The sequence below is a fragment of the Moorena sp. genome (assembly GCF_982860115.1).
Genome location: NZ_CEYLVT010000015.1, coordinates 26,925 through 47,098 on the forward strand (window position 1 = coordinate 26,925; position 20,174 = coordinate 47,098).

The 20,174-nt window shown below is 42.2% G+C and carries 20 protein-coding genes and 2 pseudogenes; 16 read left to right on the plus strand and 6 right to left on the minus strand.

The features are described from left to right. Window positions 1-59 precede the first annotated feature (59 nt). Window positions 60-257, plus strand: coding sequence for a hypothetical protein (locus tag AC4II3_RS04695; RefSeq protein ID WP_490722777.1), 198 nt, complete (start codon window positions 60-62; stop codon window positions 255-257). 16 nt (window positions 258-273) lie between these two features. After that, a complete protein-coding gene (locus tag AC4II3_RS04700) occupies window positions 274-1,257 on the plus strand; it encodes a Gfo/Idh/MocA family protein (protein ID WP_488010370.1) in 984 nt (327 codons plus the stop codon). A 246-nt stretch (window positions 1,258-1,503) separates the two neighbouring features. Here AC4II3_RS04700 and AC4II3_RS04705 read toward each other — a convergent pair whose 3' ends face one another. After that, window positions 1,504-2,373 (minus strand): class I SAM-dependent DNA methyltransferase, encoded by an 870-nt coding sequence (locus AC4II3_RS04705; protein WP_488010369.1) that lies wholly within the window; start codon window positions 2,371-2,373, stop codon window positions 1,504-1,506. Window positions 2,374-2,443: 70 nt separating this feature from the next. Between AC4II3_RS04705 and AC4II3_RS04710 the strand changes: the two genes are divergently transcribed. Both AC4II3_RS04710 and AC4II3_RS04715 read left to right on the plus strand, forming a co-directional pair. After that, window positions 2,444-2,611, plus strand: a complete 168-nt coding sequence (locus AC4II3_RS04710) for a hypothetical protein (protein WP_158069663.1) — start codon at window positions 2,444-2,446, stop codon at window positions 2,609-2,611. Window positions 2,612-2,895: 284 nt separating this feature from the next. Further along, window positions 2,896-3,105 (plus strand): hypothetical protein, encoded by a 210-nt coding sequence (locus AC4II3_RS04715; protein WP_488010368.1) that lies wholly within the window; start codon window positions 2,896-2,898, stop codon window positions 3,103-3,105. Here the strand turns inward: AC4II3_RS04715 and AC4II3_RS04720 are convergent. Then, complete coding sequence (locus tag AC4II3_RS04720; protein ID WP_488010367.1) at window positions 3,094-4,164, minus strand: GDSL-type esterase/lipase family protein; 1,071 nt, start codon at window positions 4,162-4,164, stop codon at window positions 3,094-3,096. The two genes, AC4II3_RS04715 and AC4II3_RS04720, sit on opposite strands and share 12 nt — an antisense overlap. A gap of 599 nt (window positions 4,165-4,763) precedes the next feature. Here AC4II3_RS04720 and AC4II3_RS04725 point away from each other — a divergent pair. The 8 genes and pseudogenes from AC4II3_RS04725 to AC4II3_RS04760 all read left to right on the plus strand — a co-directional run bounded on the left by AC4II3_RS04725 (window position 4,764) and on the right by AC4II3_RS04760 (window position 10,913). Beyond that, window positions 4,764-5,249 carry an N-acetyltransferase family protein gene (locus AC4II3_RS04725; RefSeq protein ID WP_488010366.1) on the plus strand — a complete coding sequence of 162 codons (486 nt, stop codon included), beginning with the start codon at window positions 4,764-4,766 and terminating at the stop codon, window positions 5,247-5,249. Window positions 5,250-5,321: 72 nt separating this feature from the next. Further along, window positions 5,322-6,407 (plus strand): aromatic ring-hydroxylating oxygenase subunit alpha, encoded by a 1,086-nt coding sequence (locus AC4II3_RS04730; protein ID WP_488010365.1) that lies wholly within the window; start codon window positions 5,322-5,324, stop codon window positions 6,405-6,407. A gap of 199 nt (window positions 6,408-6,606) precedes the next feature. Further along, window positions 6,607-7,485 carry a phytanoyl-CoA dioxygenase family protein gene (locus AC4II3_RS04735; RefSeq protein WP_488010364.1) on the plus strand — a complete coding sequence of 293 codons (879 nt, stop codon included), beginning with the start codon at window positions 6,607-6,609 and terminating at the stop codon, window positions 7,483-7,485. An 80-nt stretch (window positions 7,486-7,565) separates the two neighbouring features. Beyond that, window positions 7,566-7,697, plus strand: a pseudogene (locus AC4II3_RS04740) (TauD/TfdA family dioxygenase); the annotation flags it as partial. A gap of 588 nt (window positions 7,698-8,285) precedes the next feature. Next, window positions 8,286-9,485 carry a saccharopine dehydrogenase family protein gene (locus AC4II3_RS04745; RefSeq protein ID WP_488010363.1) on the plus strand — a complete coding sequence of 400 codons (1,200 nt, stop codon included), beginning with the start codon at window positions 8,286-8,288 and terminating at the stop codon, window positions 9,483-9,485. Between the two features lie 178 nt (window positions 9,486-9,663). Continuing rightward, window positions 9,664-9,795, plus strand: a pseudogene (locus AC4II3_RS04750) (agmatinase); the annotation flags it as partial. 49 nt (window positions 9,796-9,844) lie between these two features. Beyond that, window positions 9,845-10,630 carry a Sir2 family NAD-dependent protein deacetylase gene (locus tag AC4II3_RS04755; RefSeq protein ID WP_488010362.1) on the plus strand — a complete coding sequence of 262 codons (786 nt, stop codon included), beginning with the start codon at window positions 9,845-9,847 and terminating at the stop codon, window positions 10,628-10,630. 133 nt (window positions 10,631-10,763) lie between these two features. Further along, on the plus strand, window positions 10,764-10,913 hold the full coding sequence (locus tag AC4II3_RS04760; RefSeq protein WP_488010361.1) for a hypothetical protein: 150 nt from the start codon (window positions 10,764-10,766) through the stop codon (window positions 10,911-10,913). A gap of 518 nt (window positions 10,914-11,431) precedes the next feature. Here the strand turns inward: AC4II3_RS04760 and AC4II3_RS04765 are convergent. Then, window positions 11,432-13,345 carry a vanadium-dependent haloperoxidase gene (locus tag AC4II3_RS04765; RefSeq protein ID WP_488010360.1) on the minus strand — a complete coding sequence of 638 codons (1,914 nt, stop codon included), beginning with the start codon at window positions 13,343-13,345 and terminating at the stop codon, window positions 11,432-11,434. A 294-nt stretch (window positions 13,346-13,639) separates the two neighbouring features. Beyond that, entirely contained in the window at window positions 13,640-15,136 is a 1,497-nt protein-coding gene (locus AC4II3_RS04770) for a glycosyltransferase (protein ID WP_488010359.1), read from the minus strand. Window positions 15,137-15,478: 342 nt separating this feature from the next. Here AC4II3_RS04770 and AC4II3_RS04775 point away from each other — a divergent pair, with 342 nt between their 5' ends. Both AC4II3_RS04775 and AC4II3_RS04780 read left to right on the plus strand, forming a co-directional pair. Next, a complete protein-coding gene (locus AC4II3_RS04775) occupies window positions 15,479-16,846 on the plus strand; it encodes an NAD(P)/FAD-dependent oxidoreductase (protein WP_488010358.1) in 1,368 nt (455 codons plus the stop codon). Between the two features lie 133 nt (window positions 16,847-16,979). Then, window positions 16,980-17,951: a homogentisate phytyltransferase gene (locus AC4II3_RS04780; protein ID WP_488010357.1), complete on the plus strand. Its 972-nt coding sequence runs from the start codon at window positions 16,980-16,982 to the stop codon at window positions 17,949-17,951. 220 nt (window positions 17,952-18,171) lie between these two features. Here the strand turns inward: AC4II3_RS04780 and AC4II3_RS04785 are convergent, their stop codons facing one another. Next, complete coding sequence (locus tag AC4II3_RS04785) at window positions 18,172-18,372, minus strand: hypothetical protein (protein WP_488010356.1); 201 nt, start codon at window positions 18,370-18,372, stop codon at window positions 18,172-18,174. Between the two features lie 258 nt (window positions 18,373-18,630). On the opposite strand from AC4II3_RS04785, the gene AC4II3_RS04790 reads away from it, so the two are divergent. Then, window positions 18,631-19,206 (plus strand): Uma2 family endonuclease, encoded by a 576-nt coding sequence (locus AC4II3_RS04790; RefSeq protein WP_488010355.1) that lies wholly within the window; start codon window positions 18,631-18,633, stop codon window positions 19,204-19,206. A 254-nt stretch (window positions 19,207-19,460) separates the two neighbouring features. Here AC4II3_RS04790 and AC4II3_RS04795 read toward each other — a convergent pair whose 3' ends face one another. Further along, entirely contained in the window at window positions 19,461-19,823 is a 363-nt protein-coding gene (locus tag AC4II3_RS04795; RefSeq protein WP_488010354.1) for a hypothetical protein, read from the minus strand. A gap of 34 nt (window positions 19,824-19,857) precedes the next feature. Between AC4II3_RS04795 and AC4II3_RS04800 the strand changes: the two genes are divergently transcribed. Next, window positions 19,858-20,079 (plus strand): hypothetical protein, encoded by a 222-nt coding sequence (locus AC4II3_RS04800; protein WP_488010353.1) that lies wholly within the window; start codon window positions 19,858-19,860, stop codon window positions 20,077-20,079. Window positions 20,080-20,174: the final 95 nt, after the last annotated feature.

Genomic DNA, 20,174 nt, shown 5'->3' on the forward strand with positions numbered 1-20,174 from the left:
AATCGGTGTGGGAGATGGGGAGATGGTAACCCACCCCTAACCCCTCCCAGGAGGGGAAGATGGGGAGATGGGGAGATGGGGAGATGGGGAGATGGGGCGGGGGCGCGGTAAGTGTCGTGGGAATTTTTCCCTATTGCCTATTGCCTATTGCCTATTGCCTATTGCCTATTGCCTATTACCTATTACCTATTACCTATTACCTCTTGCCTCTTGCCTCTTGCCTTTCCTTAAGGGAGTATGTTCACAATCACCCTTAATCCTTGATAATTCCTTGTGACAAACAGTATTACTGATCTCCCAATTAAAGCTGGTATTGTTGGTACTGGGTTTGCGGCTAAGCTCCGAGCGCAGACATTGCAAGCAGATTCGCGATCGCATTTACTGGCGGTCTGTGGTCATACCCCTGCCAAAACCCAAGAGTTTGCTGAAACCCACGGCACGACAGTGGTGGATTCCTGGCAGCAATTGGTAGAACACCCGGAGCTTGATCTAGTATTTATTAGCACGATTAATCGGGATCATGGCACAATTGCCCGTGCTGCCCTTAATGCTGGGAAACATGTTGTCACTGAATATCCCCTTTCCCTTGACCCCAAAGAAGCCGAATCCCTGATTACCCTTGCCAACGCTAAGGGCAAGCTCCTCCATGTAGAACATATTGAGCTTTTAGGGGGCTTGCATCAAGCCTTGCGCCAATCTTTGCCCAAAATTGGTCAACCGGTTTATGCCCGTTACGTAACTATTGCCCCGAAACACCCTGCACCTAGGGGCTGGACATACAATCTGGAACTATTTGGCTTTCCCTTCATTGGTGCTCTTTCTCGCATTCACCGCTTTACAGACTTGTTTGGTGAGGTCGCTTCTGTGTATTGTCAATCGCAGTTTTGGGATGCTGGTGATCAGTACTTTACGGCCTGTCTATGTAATGCCCAACTGCGCTTTACTAGTGGTCTGATCGCAGATATTACCTATGGTAAAGGGGAAATGTTCAGGCAAAGGTTACGGAATTTTGAGGTCCATGGAGACCAAGGCACACTGCTGTTTGAGGGAGACCAAGGTAATCTGATTAAGGCAGAGGAAACCAAACCAATTGAAGTAGCAGGGCGACGGGGTTTGTTTCTTAAAGATACCGCTATGGTAATTGACCATCTAGTTAAAGGAACACCCCTGTATGTCTCCCCAGTAGATAGTTGCTATACTCTCAAGGTGGCAGATGCATTACGTCAGTCCGCCGCTACAGGTAATGCGATCGCGTAGCGTGACCAAAGGTCAATCGCTTTGTCTTAGTGGTAAGCATTCAGCTATCAGGCTATATAAGTCACAGCGTCGTTCGCACAGCGTGGCCATTCGCGTAGCGTGGCCTAAAGGCCAAGGCCAAAGCCTGTGCCACAGTACTTGAGGTGCTTTTGAATCAAGTAAGCTGACGGCACCTCAAGTAGCGTGAGCTTTTAGCTGACGGCTGACGGCTGTTCGCGCAGCGTGCGCGTAGCGCATATGCTTACATTATGCAACACCTTTATTTTCAAGATAAAGATCCTGATCAGACCATAATCTTTCATTACGTTTTATAACCCTCTCTAGGAGGTCATGTTTTGGGCTGTATTTGTTATCTGGATAGCTTGCCAACCCAATAAATCGTTTTCCTTTATTACTTAGACCATTGACTCCCCATTCAGTGAGAATCAGTTCATGGTTCATATCAAGTTCACTAAGATGCTGAATAAGGTTGTCAATATCGTATCGGTAAGTTGTAAATTTAACTTCAAAATGTGTTTTTTCTGAATCGTTATATCTCCAGAGAAGAATGTCCTTGTCACCTTCTATAGATTTCTTCCATTGGTAGCCATCAATAACAATTGATTCCGGTAACCAGTCCACTACTAGTGAATTTTTTACATCAATCCAATCGGTAGATTTAGAAGCATACAAAAAAGGGGTATGGTCAATAACAATGAAACCGTCTTGTTTTAAGTGATTTTTAGCATTTTTTAACGCTTCAAGTCTATCTATGTCGGTCTTTAAGTGCTTTAATACGGATAACGCGAAAACTATTAAGTCATATTTTTTGTTCATTTTAAATGAACACATATCTGTATTAATAAACTCAATTTTGGCGTTGTTCACGTTATTTACTTTAAAGTATTTTTCTCCTTTATCTATCAGTTCATCACTTAAATCAATACCAGTAATTTCTTTCGCTTCTTTCATAAATATTGGGAACAACCGACCCATTCCGCAACCTAGCTCTAAAATAGATTGTGGCTTCACTATTTCAATTAAGTCCTCATAGAGAGAAAAATCCATTTTGAATGAATTCATTATCTCATCATAGAAATAGGCAGATTTATTATATTCTGATTTGCTTAAACTCATGTCGTTTATTGTCTAACTGGTATTGTGCATCACCAAAGATCGTCCATACAGCTGTCCGTTGCTACACCCGATGCATGCAGAGGACAGAGCAGATATAGACTTTTGGCGTAAAGTAAATAGCGATCGCACTCAGGCACTTTGGGTATCAAATCACCGACCGTCTGATCGGGTGATTGATCAAGTCGAAGTTCAGCCTGAAGCTGGGGGGTATAAAGCTGAGGGCTTTAGATTTTCCTAAAAATCTTAGGCTTCATCTAGCGTTACATAATTCAGCTTTTTTTACCTCACCTACTTACTTTCCCAGTATTTCTTACCACAAAATTGACAACGACGTTGTATAAATTACCTAAACTATACAAATATTAACAAATATTTTAAACTTCATTACAAAATCAGATATACCATTGGCTACCATGATATGTTCTGTAACATACATCGAGTCAGGGTTCCTATCGGCTGATTGGACACACAGCTTTCCCGCTCTCGAACTACCTAATGGTGACGTTAGACAAGGAGGACACTTTGGATTTGCATTCTACTCAACCCCACAATGAACATACTTCTGAAGGCATTAGCGATTATGTCGCCGAGCTTCAGTTTCACATGGCACTCCACGCCCGCAAATTAGTTCCTCACCTCACTAAAGCAGCAGATAGTCGAGAGCAACTATTGCAGCAAACCCAAGCGAATTTTGAAAAACTGGCTTCCCGACAATCCCGTTCAGAGCGATAAAGCACGAGCTCGATTTGCAGCAATCAACGATTCTGTATACTGTAGCGCCTCTTGCCAAACCTGATAGCCAAGAGGCGTTAAATGAATACCATCGGTTGTCAAGTTTGGCTCCATCTGACCTTTACTATCAGTAAACAACTTGTGAAGATTGAGATAGGCTGCTCCTTCTTGTTGAGCAATCTGAGCAATTTGTTGATTAAGATTACGAATGCGCTGATTAGAAATAGCAGTAGCTCGTGTCGGTAAAATCGACTGGATAATCAGTTGAGCTTGTGGGTGATTTTGCCGCAATTGACGAGTAATCTGGCGCAGATTGTTGACAATAACTTGATCGGTTTTCCCCTGACGCAAATCATTGATACCTGCCATCACATAAATTGTATCAGGACGAGTCTGGGAAAATGCCGATAATCGACTCAAAATTTGACTGGTATTCTCACCAGAAATGCCTTGATTGAGCCACAGTTGATAGTTAGGTAATCCCTGTGCGGGTAACCACAAACTTAGGGAATCTCCCACTACCATAGACAGACGATTGTTACCCTGTCCGTAGGCAACAGCTCTGGCTTCCTGTGCCAGGAGTTGTTTCCATTGCTGATAGGTAGGTTTTGTGAGAGGCACTCCTTTGTGATTTAATCCCTTTGCCCAAAACGATGAGAAACTATGAGCAGGTAAGCGAGTATAAAGTTTGCCAGCTCTGAGGGCAGCTAATCGTTGGTAATACAGTTCCGTTCCCGACTTTGGTGAAGGAGTAGCAGGTCGATAGTTGGGTAAACGTTGCTGATACTTTATTTGCTGATACTTTAATACTTTAGCAGGGCTACGTTTCTGCCATTGACTACTAAATTGACTACTAAATTGAGGAGAGGAGGTTTCTACAGTGGTTTCTAGGGTAGGAACAATCTTGTGACTAACCCCAGCCTGCAATGCTTTATTAGCTGTTGACACTAACAGGCTTGAGAGGCTATCTGAGGGATTGGCAGGTAGGGGTGGTGGTGGCGGAGCAGACATTGCTCCACCAGTGAGTAGACTTGTTGTTAACAGATATAGATTGCTCATAATGTGCCCACTTTCTTCTCTATACTCTTTTCACATCAAACAATCGAGGAAATCCGGACAACTTCACAGCCCTTGTAACGGTACTTAAACAAGTATGGAAGCAAAAGTATTACATTGTACCTTAGACCTATCCAAAAAACAAATTTTTATCAAATAAGAGGATATTATCTAATTTTATGGACCTCATGAACCATGAGCTAAACTTGGGATTAAATCAAAAAAAATCCTAAACAAACCAAACGATTGCCCTTGATTAAATTATGATGAAATATCTCAAGTTATAGAAGAAGCTAAGTTATTACATCTAAGTTATTACATCGTCAACATCAAGAAAAAATTTACAATCAAAAAGTCCGGCTAATCCTGGGGGAGGTGCTTCAGAAAAATCAATAATTATCAATTTAAGCTTAGGGGGTGACAACCCAGCTACAATCCTTATGGCTTGAAAATTAGAGCAACTTGTAGTAAAAAAAGAACGGTCTCGATTGTTAACAAGACCGCTATGTTAAAACATGTTACATCAATTTTACCAGACTAATCTTCAAAGTCGATTAAACGCCACTAAATTTCTAACCCTTCAAGTGGTATAAGTATAAATTATGAATTACTCAATTGACATTCGTCCGGTGATACCTGATGATGTACCTATTCTATTCGAGCTAATCATGGCTCTGGCTGACCATGAAAAGCTCTCCCACAAGGTCACTGGCACATGCGAACAACTTCATAAAAGTTTGTTTAGTTCTCATCCTGAGGCCGAGGCAATCCTTGCTTGTGCAGATGGTGTACCGACTGGATTCGCTCTTTACTTCTTCAATTTCTCTATTTATTTGATGAAACCCGGTCTATATTTAGAAGCTCTATTTGTTTTACCTAACTATCGTCGTCAGGGTGTAGGAAGTCAAATTTTTGGCTATTTGGCAAAGATGGCACTTGATAAAGGCTGTGGGCGATTTGAGTGGAGTGTGCTCAATTGTAATGAAAGTGCGATCGCATTCTACAAACAGCAAGGTGCAACCTTTCTCAACGACTGGCGGACTTGTCGCCTTGCTGGTGATGCCTTAGCGGCATTCTCTTCAACTTAAATAGGTTTTTTTCAAGTTTTAAGCTTTTTCCATTTTACAGTTAATTAAACCTACCTACTTAGGACAATCAATATGCTATCCCTTGCTCACGAATTTTATTTTTCCGAAGAAATCTTTGCCTTAGAAAAGAAGCGTTGTCAATTTAAGGATATTTTTTTAGGACACAGTAGCTTTGTCAACGAATCTCAGAACTATTATGTGTTGCCACACACAATGGACACAAAGGTTCTGATTCAAAATGAGGAAAACATTCAGGTTCTGCAAAACATTTGTAAACATCGTTATGCAACCCTGCTCAAAGACAAGGGACATTGTCGCAGCATTGTCTGTCCAGTGCATTCCTGGTCATATGATCTCAATGGGAAGATGTTGAGTTCGGCTAATATAGAATGCGATCATGCCCTACACTCTCTAGAAAAGGAATCCATCGATAGTTATGATGGTTTTGTGTTTCCTAAAAACGATTCTGCCTTGAAAGGTGCTCTAGAAACTTCTAAAGCATTTACAAATATTAACTTCGAAAAGCTAAGTTTATATTCCCATGAGCCCTTCTTCGTTAAGGTAAATTGGAAAAGCTATATGGATACCTTTCTAGATAATTACCACTTAGAAGCATATCATCCTAACTTTAGAACTTTTTTCGATTCAAGATATATTGAAGCGATTTTCCGAGATGATTTTATTGTTCAAGCGATACATCTTAGAGAAAAACCTCAAATCAAAACCTCTGCTCTGCGAGACTATATAGATTGCTATAGCAAATATGTTGGTAAATTCCCAGAAGATTACGGTGCTGTCTGGCTTTGTATTTATCCTAATATTATTATTGAAATCTATCAGTGCTTTGCCCTAGTTGCAGTTGTTATACCAGAAAGCATCGACACATGCTCAATTCACGAATATCGTCTGGTAGAAGAGCAGTTTTCTCAACATCAAGACTTTCTAAATGCATTTGACCAGTATATGTACGAAATAGAATATGAAGACCATGATCTGATGACCAAGATCCATCAGGGAAGGAAAGCACTTTACCAACAAGGTCAGCAACACTGTGGTCCTTATCATCCTACTAAAGAAGCAGGTCAACAGCAGTTTCATGATTACATCCGTAGGATGATTCCTGTAAGCCTAGATGGAAATATATTAGGCGGTTTGTGAGCATCTAAAAAGATTGTCTCTCCCACAATGGATGTGGTAAAACCGTCGTGAAAATGAGATACAATTTATTGGTTTTCGCAGAAGTTGTTGGGGAAAGGATAAAGGAACGCTATAGCGAATATCAATCCAATCCTCATATTCCACCACAACTGATGGAAATCTGATTCAAAAATCTCAATCTCTAAAATAACAGTAGAAAATGGACTCTCAAATGATTGCATCGAAATTTGACACAGATGTACGGAAAACTCATCGCTTAACTCAAGAACAGCTCACTCAATATCACGAAGATGGATATGTTATCGTCCGTGGGTTATTTGATTCAGAGGAGGTTAGCTTAATCCGGGAAGTTTGCGATAACGATCCCAATCTTGCCAATTCTTTCAGGACTGTCATCAACCAAAAGGGTGAACCCTGGCATGCTGCTGTTTGGAATGGTTTAAATGATAGTCTGGTTAGCGTAGTGACTCGATTAACTCGGATTGTCGATACTGCGGAACTTATATTAGGTGAGGAGTGCTATCATTGGCACTCAAAAATTGTTCAAAAGCTGCCATATGATGATACTGTCATAAATTGGCATCAAGGTTACACCTATTGGTATGGTGACGGCTGTCTTTTTCCCAACATTGTAACTTGTACAGTGGCTATCACTGAAAATACTAAAGCCCATGGTTGCTTGCAAGTCATCAAAAAGTCCCATTTAATGGGTCGTATTAAACCTGTGTTGCAAGGTAATGGAGATGTCTGCGATCCAAAGCGTATGGAAAAAGTGATAGAAAGGCTAGAAGTTGTTGATTGCGAAATGGCACCTGGCGATGCTGTATTCTTTCATGCAAACACGATACATGGTTCTCAAGGAAATCACACAGATGATACTCGTATCCTAATGCATTGCCACTATAACGCTGTCTCAAACCAACCTGTTGAGGAAAAAGGTCAAAAATCCCACCCCTACATCCCTCTAGATAAACTTCCTGATTCTGCGATTAAGAATGGACTTTACAAATCGGGATTTGAGGATCAGACTGGCGATTGGAATTGGTATACATCTGACTTTGGAGCTAACTCACAATAATTTATTTTTGTACTAGCGTTACAGCGACTAATCTTGATTGAGAAAACATGAACCTAGAAATTTAGCAGCAAAACTATGAAGCTTACTTTGCTTGCTTTAAATTCTTAAATAGTCCTGCCTATCAATACTCTTTTCATCTAGAGCCTAGAGACTGCATGATAATACAAAACTTCCGAGTGCTTCATGGAAGAAAAGCTTTCGATCGCTCTTAGCGGAAGCTGAGGCCTTTGGCCACGCTTCGCGTTCGCGTAGCGTCGGCTTTGCCGAAACGCTTCCGGAGCGTAGCGTGACCAAAGGTCAATCCTAATTCAGGTGCAAGGGAATTGAATGTATCCTAAGTAGTCGGACATATATAAACCAATACAGTTCAGTTAAGGATTTTTTACTGTATCTATGAGGTATAGAAGTCCTATGCTTACGTTTAATATCTTAAGTTTAAAACTGTTGTCGCGATTGCCTAAAATATTGTTCATGCTTGAAGAGAAGTCGATAGGAAGCAGGTCAAAGTTGCCGAACATTTGTACTATGTACCATGAGAGCAAGCTTAAACCCATGAGGGGGCTATAGATAATGTACAAATATTCTGCATAAGTGACATGCTCCCCCTATTACCTATTACCTATTACCCATTACCTATTACCCATTACCTATTACCTATTACCCATTACCTATTACCCATTACCCAGATTTATTACAAATGTTCTGCATAAGTGACATGTTCCCAAGTCGATATCTGTTATTATTGATCAGTGTTGAGAATTAAAAAATAAATATCTATATTAACTAACAATAGTGCAGTTATGGCAAAAGTTATTATTATTGGCGCAGGTGGAGTGGGTAATGTAGTAACTCAAAAATGCGCCCAGTTGCAAGATGTTTTCTTGGAGATTCTCCTAGCAAGTCGGACTAAAGCAAAATGCGATCAAATTGCCGCTACTATTGCCCATCCCTCATTACAAACAGCCCAAGTTGATGCAGATAACGTTGCAGAAATGGTGGCACTCATTAAGGATTTTCAGCCTGACATAGTTATCAACGTAGCTCTACCGTATCAAGACTTACCGATTATGGATGCGTGCTTAAAAACAGGAGTCAATTATCTCGATACTGCTAACTACGAACCTCCTGATGAAGCTAAATTTGAGTATAAATGGCAGTGGGATTACCACGAAAGATATAAACAAGCTGGGATTATGGCTGTGCTTGGATGCGGATTCGATCCTGGAGTCACAGGAGTCTTTACTGCCTATGCCCTCAAGCACCACTTCGATGAGATTCACTATTTAGATATTGTAGATTGCAATGCAGGGGATCATGGTCATCCCTTTGCTACTAATTTTAATCCTGAGATTAACATCAGAGAGATTACCCAAAAAGGAAAATACTATGAAAACTCCAATTGGGTAGAGGTTGAGCCGTTCTCAGTGCATCGGTCAATCAATTATCCAGAGATTGGCCAGAGGGAGTCATACCTGTTGTATCATGAAGAGCTTGAGTCTTTAGTAAAACACATTCCCACCATTAAACGGGCTCGCTTTTGGATGACTTTCAGTGAAAGTTATCTGACACACCTGCAAGTTCTCCAGAATGTAGGATTAACTAGTATTGAACCAATTGAGTATGAAGGGCATCAAATCGTCCCCTTGCAATTCCTCAAAGCTGTTCTACCTGCACCATCTTCACTAGGTGAGAACTATGAAGGTCAAACATCTATTGGCTGCCATATTCGAGGAATAAAAGACGGAAAACCAAAAACCTACTATATCTACAATAACTGTGACCATGCAAAAGCTTATCAAGAAGTAGGGGCACAAGCTGTTGCTTATACAACAGGAGTACCTGCAATGCTTGGTGCAATGCTAATCTTAACTGGCGAATGGCAAGGTGAGGGAGTCTTTAATGTGGAACAACTTAACCCTGATCCTTTTTTGGCAAAGCTGGGAACCTATGGTTTACCTTGGCATGAGTCAATTAACAACTCAGAAGAATTTGGGGATTAACAAGCAAGATGATTGATTATTCCCAAATCCCATCCCCCTGCTATGTGCTTGAGTCCGAAAAGCTGATTGAGAATCTTGAGTTAATTGACTCGGTTCAGAAAAAAGCCTGAGGGGGTGACAAGGGGGTTGAAAGTTAGGCTGGGCGTCCCTTTGACGTTGGCGATCGCTACTTCAAACAGGCAAAACAATTATTGGTTTTGATTTGTGTGAAGTTGCACCTGGTGATGTTGGAGATGAGTCGGATGGAAATGTCGGAGCTAGAGTTCTATACAAGCTTGCTTGTTTGCAGGGTGTTCAAATAAGTTGTTAACTCGAATCGAGAAATGTTCTAAAATTAGAATGTTGTGTTTTAGAAACTAATGGGTGATATTCTGAGTGTTGTTGCTGATTGCATTATCAAGGCAGAGTCTATTCTTTTCATTGTTGGAGCCGGTTTATCTGCAGACTCCGGGTTACCTACATATCGGGGTGTTGGTGGACTTTTCGACGGTGTTCTTACTCAAGAAGGTATACCAATCGAAGAAGCTATCAGTAAAAACATGTTACAAACTCGTCCCGAAGTAACGTGGAAATATCTGTGGCAAATTGGAGCAGCCTGTCATAAAGCAAAATTCAATCGTGCTCATGAGGTCATTGCAAAAATCGAGTCTTGGAAACCAGGTACATGGGTATTGACGCAGAATATAGATGGGTTCGAGCGCGCAGCCGGAATTAAAAACTTGATTCAAGTACATGGACAACTCTCCGAACTATTTTGTGTAAATTGTTCTTACAGGACAACTGCAGAAGAACTCCTAGCCGGATATAGTAAACCGATGGATTTACCACCAAAATGTCCAGCTTGCGAAGGATTAATTCGTCCGGATATTGAGTTATTTGGTGAACATCATATGAGTTCGTCGGAAGAAACTTTCAAGATCCTAGATAATGCTCCCATTGATCTCATTTTTGTGATCGGCACCTCCAGAGACTACCAATACATTACTAAACCTTTGTATAAAGCTCGTAGGTTAAATGTGCCCATAGTAGAGATAAATCCTGCTGAGACCGTACTTTCAGAAATAGCTAATTACCACATCAGATCTACTGCTGCCGATACACTAGATAAATTGTGGAATATATGCGAAAAACGACTGGTAAGCTAACTCTTTGCAGGGGTGGGAGTAAATACCACTTTGCTTATCACTTCCTGGGAGTTTCAGTGAATTATAATGCTTCGATAATTAGCTTTTACGTCCTTTATAAAATCCGATAATCTTTAAATTATAAATTAAACTTATGCAAGGAAAAAAATTTATAACAGTTGATGGCAACCGTTTTCACTATATGTGGTTGCGCTTTAAGGATGAAAACATGGTTATAATGCTTGCTGTAGCTGGGATAGAGCTTTCACTCCTCGCTGAAAATCAAGCCATTTATGAGGCTTGAGACTCATCAGAGTCTGGGCAAATTCTGACCACAAAGTCATCCCATTAACCCAAGCATGAGTCAATAATCCTATGGTAAAATCACGCTTGTTGTGGCTGAATTTGTTGTTTTCCTTTATAGTGATACTTACTATCAGGATATGTACGGTTACAATGGATCGAAAAATTGGAATTCCATTCTTATAAAAGTCTGATGCTGCACTAGAAAAGTTAAACTTGATAGGCGATCGCTAATTGCATCAGGTCCAAATCCCTTGAAAATCACATTGGTGCTATTTGGTATTTTGTCCATCCCACATTCCGCACTTCGTTTTGTAGTACGAAAGGTGACAGAGCGGAGGGTCTTGCTGTCTAAGTATAAATACGGATGGAACAATCCCAGAAAGAGCTATCAGCTGATAGTTTACAATTACCCTTAATAACAATCTCCCCCATCTCCCTATCTCCGCATCTCCCCATCTCCCCATCTCCTTAATGATGGGTATTCAACGAAATCCCCATCATTAAGGAAGTCAGAGCTCAACGGGCACCAATCCGAATCACGTCTCCATCGAAGGTTGGCAGTGACAGCACAAAGGGATCAGTGGAATAAGTCAATGCTTGTTCTTCCAGAATACCGATGGCAATTTCTTCACCCATGCGCAAACTATCATAGTAGTCAGTAAAGTAGTGAACGCCAGCCATATTGCGACCAATAGAAATATTGGCAGCGAGTTTGTTCAACTCACCCTCCAGAGTCAGAAACTCCCTGGATCTCTCTGAAACCAGTCTCGCCTGATCTTTTGAGGCAGACAGATCAGGGGCACGGAACACAATAGCCTGATCTTTGGGGCTATAGCGTTTAAATCTGATCTGTGTCCTTGGTTGTCCGGGTTTTGGGTTTTTGACTGGTGTTTCTACTAAAACTGCACTGGTATCAAAGAATGCCTTAAGCATGGTCACACAGGCTCCAGCAACAGTGGCATGTCCTGCACCATAGGCAGGGTGCATGGGAGACCCTTCAGGAAATGCCATTGGTAGTAGATAATTCTGTGAGCCAGAGCCATTTTGATTGGCTAGTTCCAAAATGAAGTTGAGAGTACCGTTGCTTTCTAGTTCACGTTGAAACCTTCTAATGTACTTGAGTAATGCTCTGGGTACACTAGCTTTAGCTTCATTAGGTAGGTCTTGAAATCGCCGTAATAGTTCAATCCGGGCTGCCAATGCTTCTGGTCGCAGGCGAATATGGTTATTGAACTTCTGGAAGCGGACAGCTTTGAGTGCTCGTGTGGCGACTTCAGTAACTAACGTTAAGATGTGTGGACCGCCATAAAGGGCAAAACCATTAGCATTGCGACGGGTTGCTGGATTACCTGCTGCCACACCACCCCCAGAAAGATGATCAAAACCAGGATCGAAGGGTGTTTGCATCCCCAGGAGAATGATGCAAGCGTTGAGATACGCTTCATAGAGAGCATCGTAATGAACATAAGTAGCTAAATCTCGGGGAGTGGAGATAAACCGACGAGCTGGACGATCGGGTAGCTTAGGGTTTTGATCATTCTCTAAAACATAGCTTTCTGTGTCTGGCTTAATCCCACGCTGAACCAAGACATAGTCTTCCATGTTGGTCATGTAATCTAGCTTAGGTGTGGCAATGGGAACCTTTTGATCAATTTGCAAAGCACCATAGGTAATTTTCCCTTCTGCAACGTTGCCACCACCATTGAGATCAACATTACCTATCAGTAGAAACTGAGAGAGATAGGGACCGACTTCCACTCCTGGAGAAGAGCCTCGGAATACCGTTTGCTCATCAAGCCTGCCTCTGCCATTCACCTTACGAGGTCGTCCAGTTTGGTTGCGAATATAGTCGAGGACATTGAGACGATTGATAGAACTCTCGATTTTGCTATTCGCTCCTCTTTTCTCAAAGTCATTGAGGGGCTGATCCCTCAGTATGGCTAATTCGTAGACCTCTGCTATCTCAAAAATTAGCTCTTGGTTAGCCTTACCGTTAGCATCGATTAACGGTGGTGCCGGAGGCATGGTAACCGCTTGTGGATCTGGTCCGTTTAGCTCAAAGACAACCCCTGCAGTTGGTGCTTCCCATTGTCTAAAGTCCTCAAGGAGATCAGGGTTAGTTTCAGGTTTAATAGTGTAGTCTTGACCTGTAAATACTACCTCAAATTTGGCACCATGACGTACCCGATCAGAGAAGGGATCAATAAAGCCATCGTCTATTGCACGGCGAAACTCGACAAAATCCTGTGGGTCTTGTAGTAGCCCTGTATCAGGATTGTGAGGTAGCCCTTTGGTAAAGGACATAAAATACTGATCATCAGCGTGTCGCTGTTCATCCCCATTGGCTTTATGGGTAGGATAGTCTCGACTTCTAGCTAGTTTTGCAGCGTCGAGGCGAACGTCAAAAGACTTCTCTGAACGATTTGCCATGGGAACTCCTTAGAAAAAATAATTTTGATATGTTTTGAACATGTCTATATCAAATGTAAAAAGTAATTTATGGCTCTGACAGTACCCACAAGGGTACTTTTTTCAGCCAACAAAAAATGGGTTGGTTTGTAAGCATTTAACCGTTAGCCTTAGGCCACGCTACTTGAGGTGCTGTCAGCCGTCAGCCACAGGTTCACGCTAGACGAACAGCTTAAAATAAATCTCTGTCGAGAGAATTTTATAGTTCGAGATTCTAGAGACTTGAAAGTTTGGATAAAAGCCCTACAACTAATCCTAAACAAAATACCAGTCGCTCAATTCTTCCAAAGAAATATCATTCTCTGGCTGTGGAGCACGGAAATAAGAATGGATCGGAAGTAACTCAGCCGCAGGATTTGCTGATGGTTGAGAAAGAATTTGTTTGATTCGGCTCAAGTAGTTGAAAGCGGTGCTATCCCAGGTGTAATAGTCCAAAACATACTGCTGACAACGTTTCTGTAAATTTTGCCACAGGTGTTGATCACAAAGTATTTCCCTGATTCCTCTAGCAATATCTGCTGGATCACTGGGATCAACTAACATCCCATAGTCTTCATCGCCTACTTTTAGACTTTCACCAACACCACTATTTTTTGTTACCACTATCGGTAATCCAGCCGCTGCTGCTTCTAAAGGAGCAAGACCAAAGGGTTCAAACAAAGAGGTAAGAGTAAACACCGAACCACGCTGAGCAAAATAGCGATAGGAAGCGGCTAGTGCTGGTTGATCGGGTACTGAAAAAGCGCTAATTTTACCCCACAAATTTTTTTCTTGTACTACTTCCCGGATGGGACCGATTACTAGTTTTTCGGTCTGTTGATCGTGGACTTTTTCTTGCAAAGGGTTATCCAATCCACCAGTAATCAGCACGACATTGGCTTTCTCTTGGATGATCACATCGTCAGCAAAGGCTTGCACCAAACCTAGAAGGTTTTTCTTGGGGTCTAAACGACTGGATGCCAAGATAGCCGGTAGATTGCGCCGTGACTCACTGATGTCTCTGCGCAATCGGTCTTCAATCAGTTGATAAGTCGCTTGTTCATTATGAGCGATCGCATCGGAACCAAACACAGAGCTATTCACTCCCGGTGCAATGACGGCAAATCGATGATCATCTTCTATATCGACTGCTCCACGATAAGCATGATGACTGTACTGTTGGAAGCGCTCTTGTGCCGTATTAGTAATATTGAGGGCTGAGTGATTCATGCTCAACCGTTCCGCTAGGATCCGGTATCGGAAATTGTAATACTGATCGATTTGAGCCAGATTCTCAGGAGTGACTTGGAGTTTATCCATTTTTTGAGCCCCCAGGGAATGACCTGTGAAAGTAAAAGGTATCCCTGTCTGTTGCTCAATCAGCACCCCACACACTCCCCCATCACCGTAGTGGGTAGTCATGATATCGGGGAACTTACCTTCCTCTCGATAAAATTCCAGGATGTTTGCTACCCAGTCTTTGACCAGATAGGGCCACAACAATTCTTTGCGTAGGAACTGTTTTGGTCCGGCTGGCAATCGGATAATCCGGAGGTTGTCTACACTCCCATAGCCATCAAAGGTCTCGGCAAATTCTGGCCAATCCGGATCAAGGATTTGGCGGGTGAGAATATCTACTTGGTGACCTTGTTTTGCGATCGCATCTGCGACTTGCCTGACATAGACCAACTGACCACCGAAATCGGGATGTTCGCTAATGTAGCTATTTTTATGGTCAAAATTACCGTGAGGGTTTAGAAATCCAATGTGCATCACACTGACTCGAATAAAAACCAACTGTTACCAAACCCTGACAATTACCAGGATTGACAATCCAGCTTGAGCTTGTTTTGGGGATCTTATATTAACTAAAAATTAAACTTATAATTTTATTATGAAATTGGGTGGTTTTCACGATACATTTAATAGTTTTTAATGTTAAGTTATATTAAGAAGCCTCGGGAAAGACGAGATCTGTTGCATAAGTAGCCAACAACAGGGTGATAACTACGATAGTTACCTCCTAAAAACTGACTTTTACAAAAGGTCTACGGTGAAGGCAGGGACGTTATTCGTAATCAATCGTAAATAAATTCAGGAGAGGTAAGACATTCTATGGTTAGTTCTATGGTTAGTTCTATAGTTAATGAAGCAAAGACCACTACTCCTCACCATGTGGTCATTGTTGGTGGCGGATTTGGTGGACTCTATGCTGCTCAGGCTCTGAGAAAGGCACCAGTGAAAGTAACTCTAATCGATAAACGGAACTTTCATTTGTTCCAGCCCCTACTCTACCAAGTGGCTACAGGGGGCTTATCCGCTGGTGATATTTCCTCACCCCTGCGGGCAATCCTGAGTCACCAGAAAAATACTCAAGTGCTGATGGGGAAAGTAATTGGTCTTGACCCAAACCAGAAAACCGTTCAACTAGCAGACAAAGAACTATCTTACGACTCCCTGATCGTGGCCACTGGCGTTAGCCACCACTACTTCGGTAATGATCAATGGGCAAAAGACGCTCCTGGTTTGAAAACCATTGAAGATGCCCTAGACATTAGACGTCGCATTTATTCTGCCTTTGAAGCCGCAGAAAAAGAAACTGACCCCGACAAACGTCGCGCTTGGTTGACCTTTGTGTTGGTAGGAGGCGGACCAACTGGAGTGGAATTAGCTGGGGCGATGGCAGAATTGGCCTACAACACCTTAAAAGATGACTTCCGCGACATTGATACGTCCGAAGCGAAGATTTTGCTGTTGGAAGGGATGGATCGGATTTTGCCTCCTTACCCACCGGAGTTATCAGTAAAAGCCCAAAATTCTCTGGAACGGTTAGGAGTAACAGTACAGACAAAGACCCTAGTTACTAATATTGATAACGATATAATTACCATGCGTCGAGGAGAGCAGGTAGAGGAAATTAACGCCAAAACTGTTCTGTGGGCAGCAGGGATGAAAGCGTCTGCTATGGGCAAGGCGCTGGCAGAGGCTACTGGTGCGGAGTTAGACCGGGCTGGACGGGTGATAGTACAACCGGATATGAGCTTGGCCGGACATCCGGATATTTTTGTGATTGGTGATTTGGCGAATTTCTCTCATCAAACTGGTAAGCCCCTACCAGGAGTTGCGCCAGTGGCGATGCAACAAGGGAAGTATGTTTCTACTCTAATTCAGAAGCGCCTTAAGGAGGAGACAGTAGCGGATTTCCATTACCAGGATTATGGCAATTTAGCGGTGATTGGACGGAATGCCGCAGTAGTGGATTTGGGGTTTGTTAAGTTCTCTGGTTTCCCCGCTTGGCTGGCCTGGATTTTCATCCACATCTTCTTCCTGATTGAGTTTGATAACAAGTTGCTGGTAATGATTCAGTGGGCATGGCATTACCTTACCTTTAAGCGCGGGGTTCGTTTGATTACCAACCTTGAGGAAGAACCAGCAGGGAATTTCGAGGAGAGAAGAGATTATCGGACGCCGGTACAGGTGTAGGGCTTTAGGGATTAGGGATAGGGTCGGGAGATGGGGAGATTTTCATTAAGGGTAATTATCCTGAGATGATATAACTACTGAAACCATTAACTATTACTCTAAGCCCTAATCCCTAATACTATTAACCTAATCCATGAGTCAGATTTCCTCTAAAGCATCTACTCCTTCCTCGATTAATCTATTAGAGCAACCAGCCGCTTGGCTGTACAGTTTCTGGAAATTTTCTCGTCCCCATACGATTATTGGGACGAGTTTTAGTGTTTTTGCCCTCTATCTCATTGCTGTGTCCATGACTAACAGTGGTTGGACTTGGCAAGGGTTCGGTCAAGTGCTGGGAGCTTGGATTGCTTGTTTGTGCGGTAATGTCTATATCGTAGGACTAAATCAAGTCCACGATGTGGAGATTGACCGGATTAATAAACCCCATCTTCCCATTGCGGCAGGGGAGTTTTCTCTGCAACTCGGCCAGGGGATTGTGGCGGTAACTGGTATCCTAGCGCTACTGTTTGCTTGGTTATTGGGACCGTGGTTGTTGTTGATGGTCAGTATTAGTTTGGCAATTGGTACATGCTATTCCTTGCCACCGATCCGCCTGAAGCGGTTTCCCTTTTGGGCAGCGCTATGTATTTTTTCAGTGCGGGGAGCAATCGTTAATTTAGGTCTGTTTTTACACTTTAGTTGGGCATTGCAACAGGGACAAGTGATGATGCCTACCGCAGCAGTGTGGGCATTGACCTGGTTTATCTTAGTCTTTTCCGTTGCGATCGCAATATTCAAAGATGTCCCAGATATCGATGGGGATAAGCGTTTCAATATCACCACCTTTACCATCCGCCTCGGTAAATTGGCGGTATTTAATATAGCACGGGGGGTGATTACTGCTTGCTATCTGGCGATGGTGCTAGCTAGTCTGCTGCTCCTCGGTTCAGTAAATATCGTCTTCTTGGTAGGAACCCATCTGATCGCATTGGCAGTAATGTGGTGGCGCTCTTACCAGGTAGACTTGGAAGATAAAAATGCGATCGCTAGTTTTTATCAGTTTATCTGGAAACTCTTTTTCCTGGAATATTTGATTTTCCCAGCCGCTTGTCTTTTTAGACTATAGGGTTTCTCAATTAATCGAATCAACAGCGCTACCAAAAATAAAAAAAATAGCCGTGGATAGTATTTCCACGGCTATTTCAACTCCACAATAAGTCCGTTGAAATTGTTTTAGGTGCGCTGCATTCCTATATCACTCAGTTACCAAACCTAACCTGATGTGATCCTATTTGAGCAGACCGGAATTTTTCAGTGGGGGGAAACCCCCCCAGAAATTTAAGGTGTTATGGCAACAGCCAATACTTGTTGAGTGTAGTCATCACTTCACCTGGCACGTCAGTCGGCTCCAGAGGAGTCCATTCGCAAATCTCTGCATAGCCTAGGGCATACATGGTGTGCATGCTATAAATTACTGCTTCCCGAGACCCTTTCAGAGTGTGCTGAGCAAGTTGTTTTTTGAAGTTTTGAGTAAATCCTTGTCGCATAATTTAACAATTGAACTCATTGTGGTTACTTAATGATTATTGTAATGATTATATTTTTATTTGTCAAGGGTTTTTAAAAAGTTTTTTTTGGGTAGTTTTATGATTAATAAAAAACAGCAATGTTATGAAATATAGCAATTATAAAAATTGTGTAGAATTGCTATAATAACTAATATAGTTACAGCAGTTTGCATAACTATCAGCTACACAGGATTGTCTTCCCTGTTCCCTGTTCCCTATTCCCTGTTCCCTTTGCTCATGACACAATCAATCTTGAGGATGCCAGAAAATGCCAGATTAACATCCCAACAGTTTTACGACCTATGTTGTGCTAATCCCGACTGGAAACTAGAGCGAACCGTAGAAGGCGATTTGGTAATTATGGCTCCAACTGGTGGAGAGACAGGAGCAAGAAATGCTAATCTCCTGATTCGTTTGGGAATCTGGAATGAACAATCTCAACTAGGAATAGTGTTTGACTCATCCACAGGATTTCAGTTACCCAATGGAGCTGATCGTTCACCCGATGTAGCTTGGGTTAAGCGGGAAAGATGGGAGGCTCTGACACTGGCACAACGGGAAAAATTTCCACCCCTAGCACCAGATTTTGTGATCGAATTAATGTCTCCCACCGACAACCTGAAACCAGCCCAACTAAAAATGCAGGAATACTTAGATAATGGGGTGAAATTGGGTTGGTTATTCAACCGATTAGCCAAGCAAGTAGAGATTTATCAGTGTGGGCAACCCAAACAAGTGTTAGAGAAGCCTAATCAATTATTAGGAGAACCAATTTTGCCTAATTTTGTTCTAAGACTCGATGGTTTTTGGTAATCAATGGCATAAACTGTTGTCCATTTAAAATACAAAAACACCCCGACCAGATCTACATTACTAGAATCTCTCGGGGTTTTGATGTTTTAGTTTAGTACCTCTCACTCCTTGGCTTACAGATACCTTGGAGTGGTTAAGACTTGCAACCTATTGAGCGGCTATGCCAAAGATAATCAATTTCTAAGGGTGTGGTTATTTCAGGTAAAAATTAGCTGAAATAATTGATTACCTCGTGTACCGGCTTGCTGCTTTTATCATTCGCACTCAAAGTCCACTGGTCCGTTTCCTTCCACTAGAAAGAAGGCACCATACTCAGGCAGGGGCAGGGTTATATCCTCATTTGGGTCTATGACGGTTGACTGGTGCATAGCTGAGTCTCTTACTTTTACTTGCTTGCAAGATTTGTTATGTAGTTTAGCAAGCATATAGTCATAATCAGGAGTAACTTCAACTACGCAAAAGTGCTCATCGGGATTTTGCAGGTAAGTGACCTTTCCTCCGCAGCAATACCCGTCGGCTTGGGCCACACCAGGATTAACAGCAAAGCTGAATAGTACAGTCAGTGCTACTACGGCTAAAGTTAACACTTTGCTGAGGCTAGTTTTGATTGTATTCATGTTTTTTCTGATTGCTGTTTATTGTTGCTATTTTATGCAAGTTAAAGTTGGTGGGTTTGTCTGGAAATCCTATTATACCATTGGTTTGAGCGATCGCGTTTTTACCCAATCCATCGGGCAAGTATTGCTATCGCTTAGGTTAGTTGATGGAGGATTAGGAGCTTTTTTAATAGAGATTACCTTTGCTGCAACAGATTCTTGCTCTACCAGTGACGTTATTTCCTCTGCCGTTGTCTCTAATTTGATCTCCGAATAATTACCCTCTTTTCTACAAGCTTTTCTGGGGTATCAAATTCAGTAACCAAGCCATTGCCCTCTGCCACTGCGATCGCGTAGCGTAGCCCTTCGGGC

Coding starts and splice junctions, on each gene's coding strand:
- AC4II3_RS04695 (WP_490722777.1), top strand. CDS start 60: ATGGGGAGATGGGGAGATGGGGAGATGGGGAGATGGGGCGGGGGCGCG.
- AC4II3_RS04705 (WP_488010369.1), bottom strand. CDS start 2,373: ATGAGTTTAAGCAAATCAGAATATAATAAATCTGCCTATTTCTATGAT.
- AC4II3_RS04710 (WP_158069663.1), top strand. CDS start 2,444: ATGCATGCAGAGGACAGAGCAGATATAGACTTTTGGCGTAAAGTAAAT.
- AC4II3_RS04720 (WP_488010367.1), bottom strand. CDS start 4,164: ATGAGCAATCTATATCTGTTAACAACAAGTCTACTCACTGGTGGAGCA.
- AC4II3_RS04725 (WP_488010366.1), top strand. CDS start 4,764: ATGAATTACTCAATTGACATTCGTCCGGTGATACCTGATGATGTACCT.
- AC4II3_RS04730 (WP_488010365.1), top strand. CDS start 5,322: ATGCTATCCCTTGCTCACGAATTTTATTTTTCCGAAGAAATCTTTGCC.
- AC4II3_RS04735 (WP_488010364.1), top strand. CDS start 6,607: ATGGACTCTCAAATGATTGCATCGAAATTTGACACAGATGTACGGAAA.
- AC4II3_RS04745 (WP_488010363.1), top strand. CDS start 8,286: ATGGCAAAAGTTATTATTATTGGCGCAGGTGGAGTGGGTAATGTAGTA.
- AC4II3_RS04755 (WP_488010362.1), top strand. CDS start 9,845: ATGGGTGATATTCTGAGTGTTGTTGCTGATTGCATTATCAAGGCAGAG.
- AC4II3_RS04760 (WP_488010361.1), top strand. CDS start 10,764: ATGCAAGGAAAAAAATTTATAACAGTTGATGGCAACCGTTTTCACTAT.
- AC4II3_RS04765 (WP_488010360.1), bottom strand. CDS start 13,345: ATGGCAAATCGTTCAGAGAAGTCTTTTGACGTTCGCCTCGACGCTGCA.
- AC4II3_RS04770 (WP_488010359.1), bottom strand. CDS start 15,136: ATGCACATTGGATTTCTAAACCCTCACGGTAATTTTGACCATAAAAAT.
- AC4II3_RS04775 (WP_488010358.1), top strand. CDS start 15,479: ATGGTTAGTTCTATGGTTAGTTCTATAGTTAATGAAGCAAAGACCACT.
- AC4II3_RS04780 (WP_488010357.1), top strand. CDS start 16,980: ATGAGTCAGATTTCCTCTAAAGCATCTACTCCTTCCTCGATTAATCTA.
- AC4II3_RS04785 (WP_488010356.1), bottom strand. CDS start 18,372: ATGCGACAAGGATTTACTCAAAACTTCAAAAAACAACTTGCTCAGCAC.
- AC4II3_RS04790 (WP_488010355.1), top strand. CDS start 18,631: ATGACACAATCAATCTTGAGGATGCCAGAAAATGCCAGATTAACATCC.
- AC4II3_RS04795 (WP_488010354.1), bottom strand. CDS start 19,823: ATGAATACAATCAAAACTAGCCTCAGCAAAGTGTTAACTTTAGCCGTA.
- AC4II3_RS04800 (WP_488010353.1), top strand. CDS start 19,858: ATGCAAGTTAAAGTTGGTGGGTTTGTCTGGAAATCCTATTATACCATT.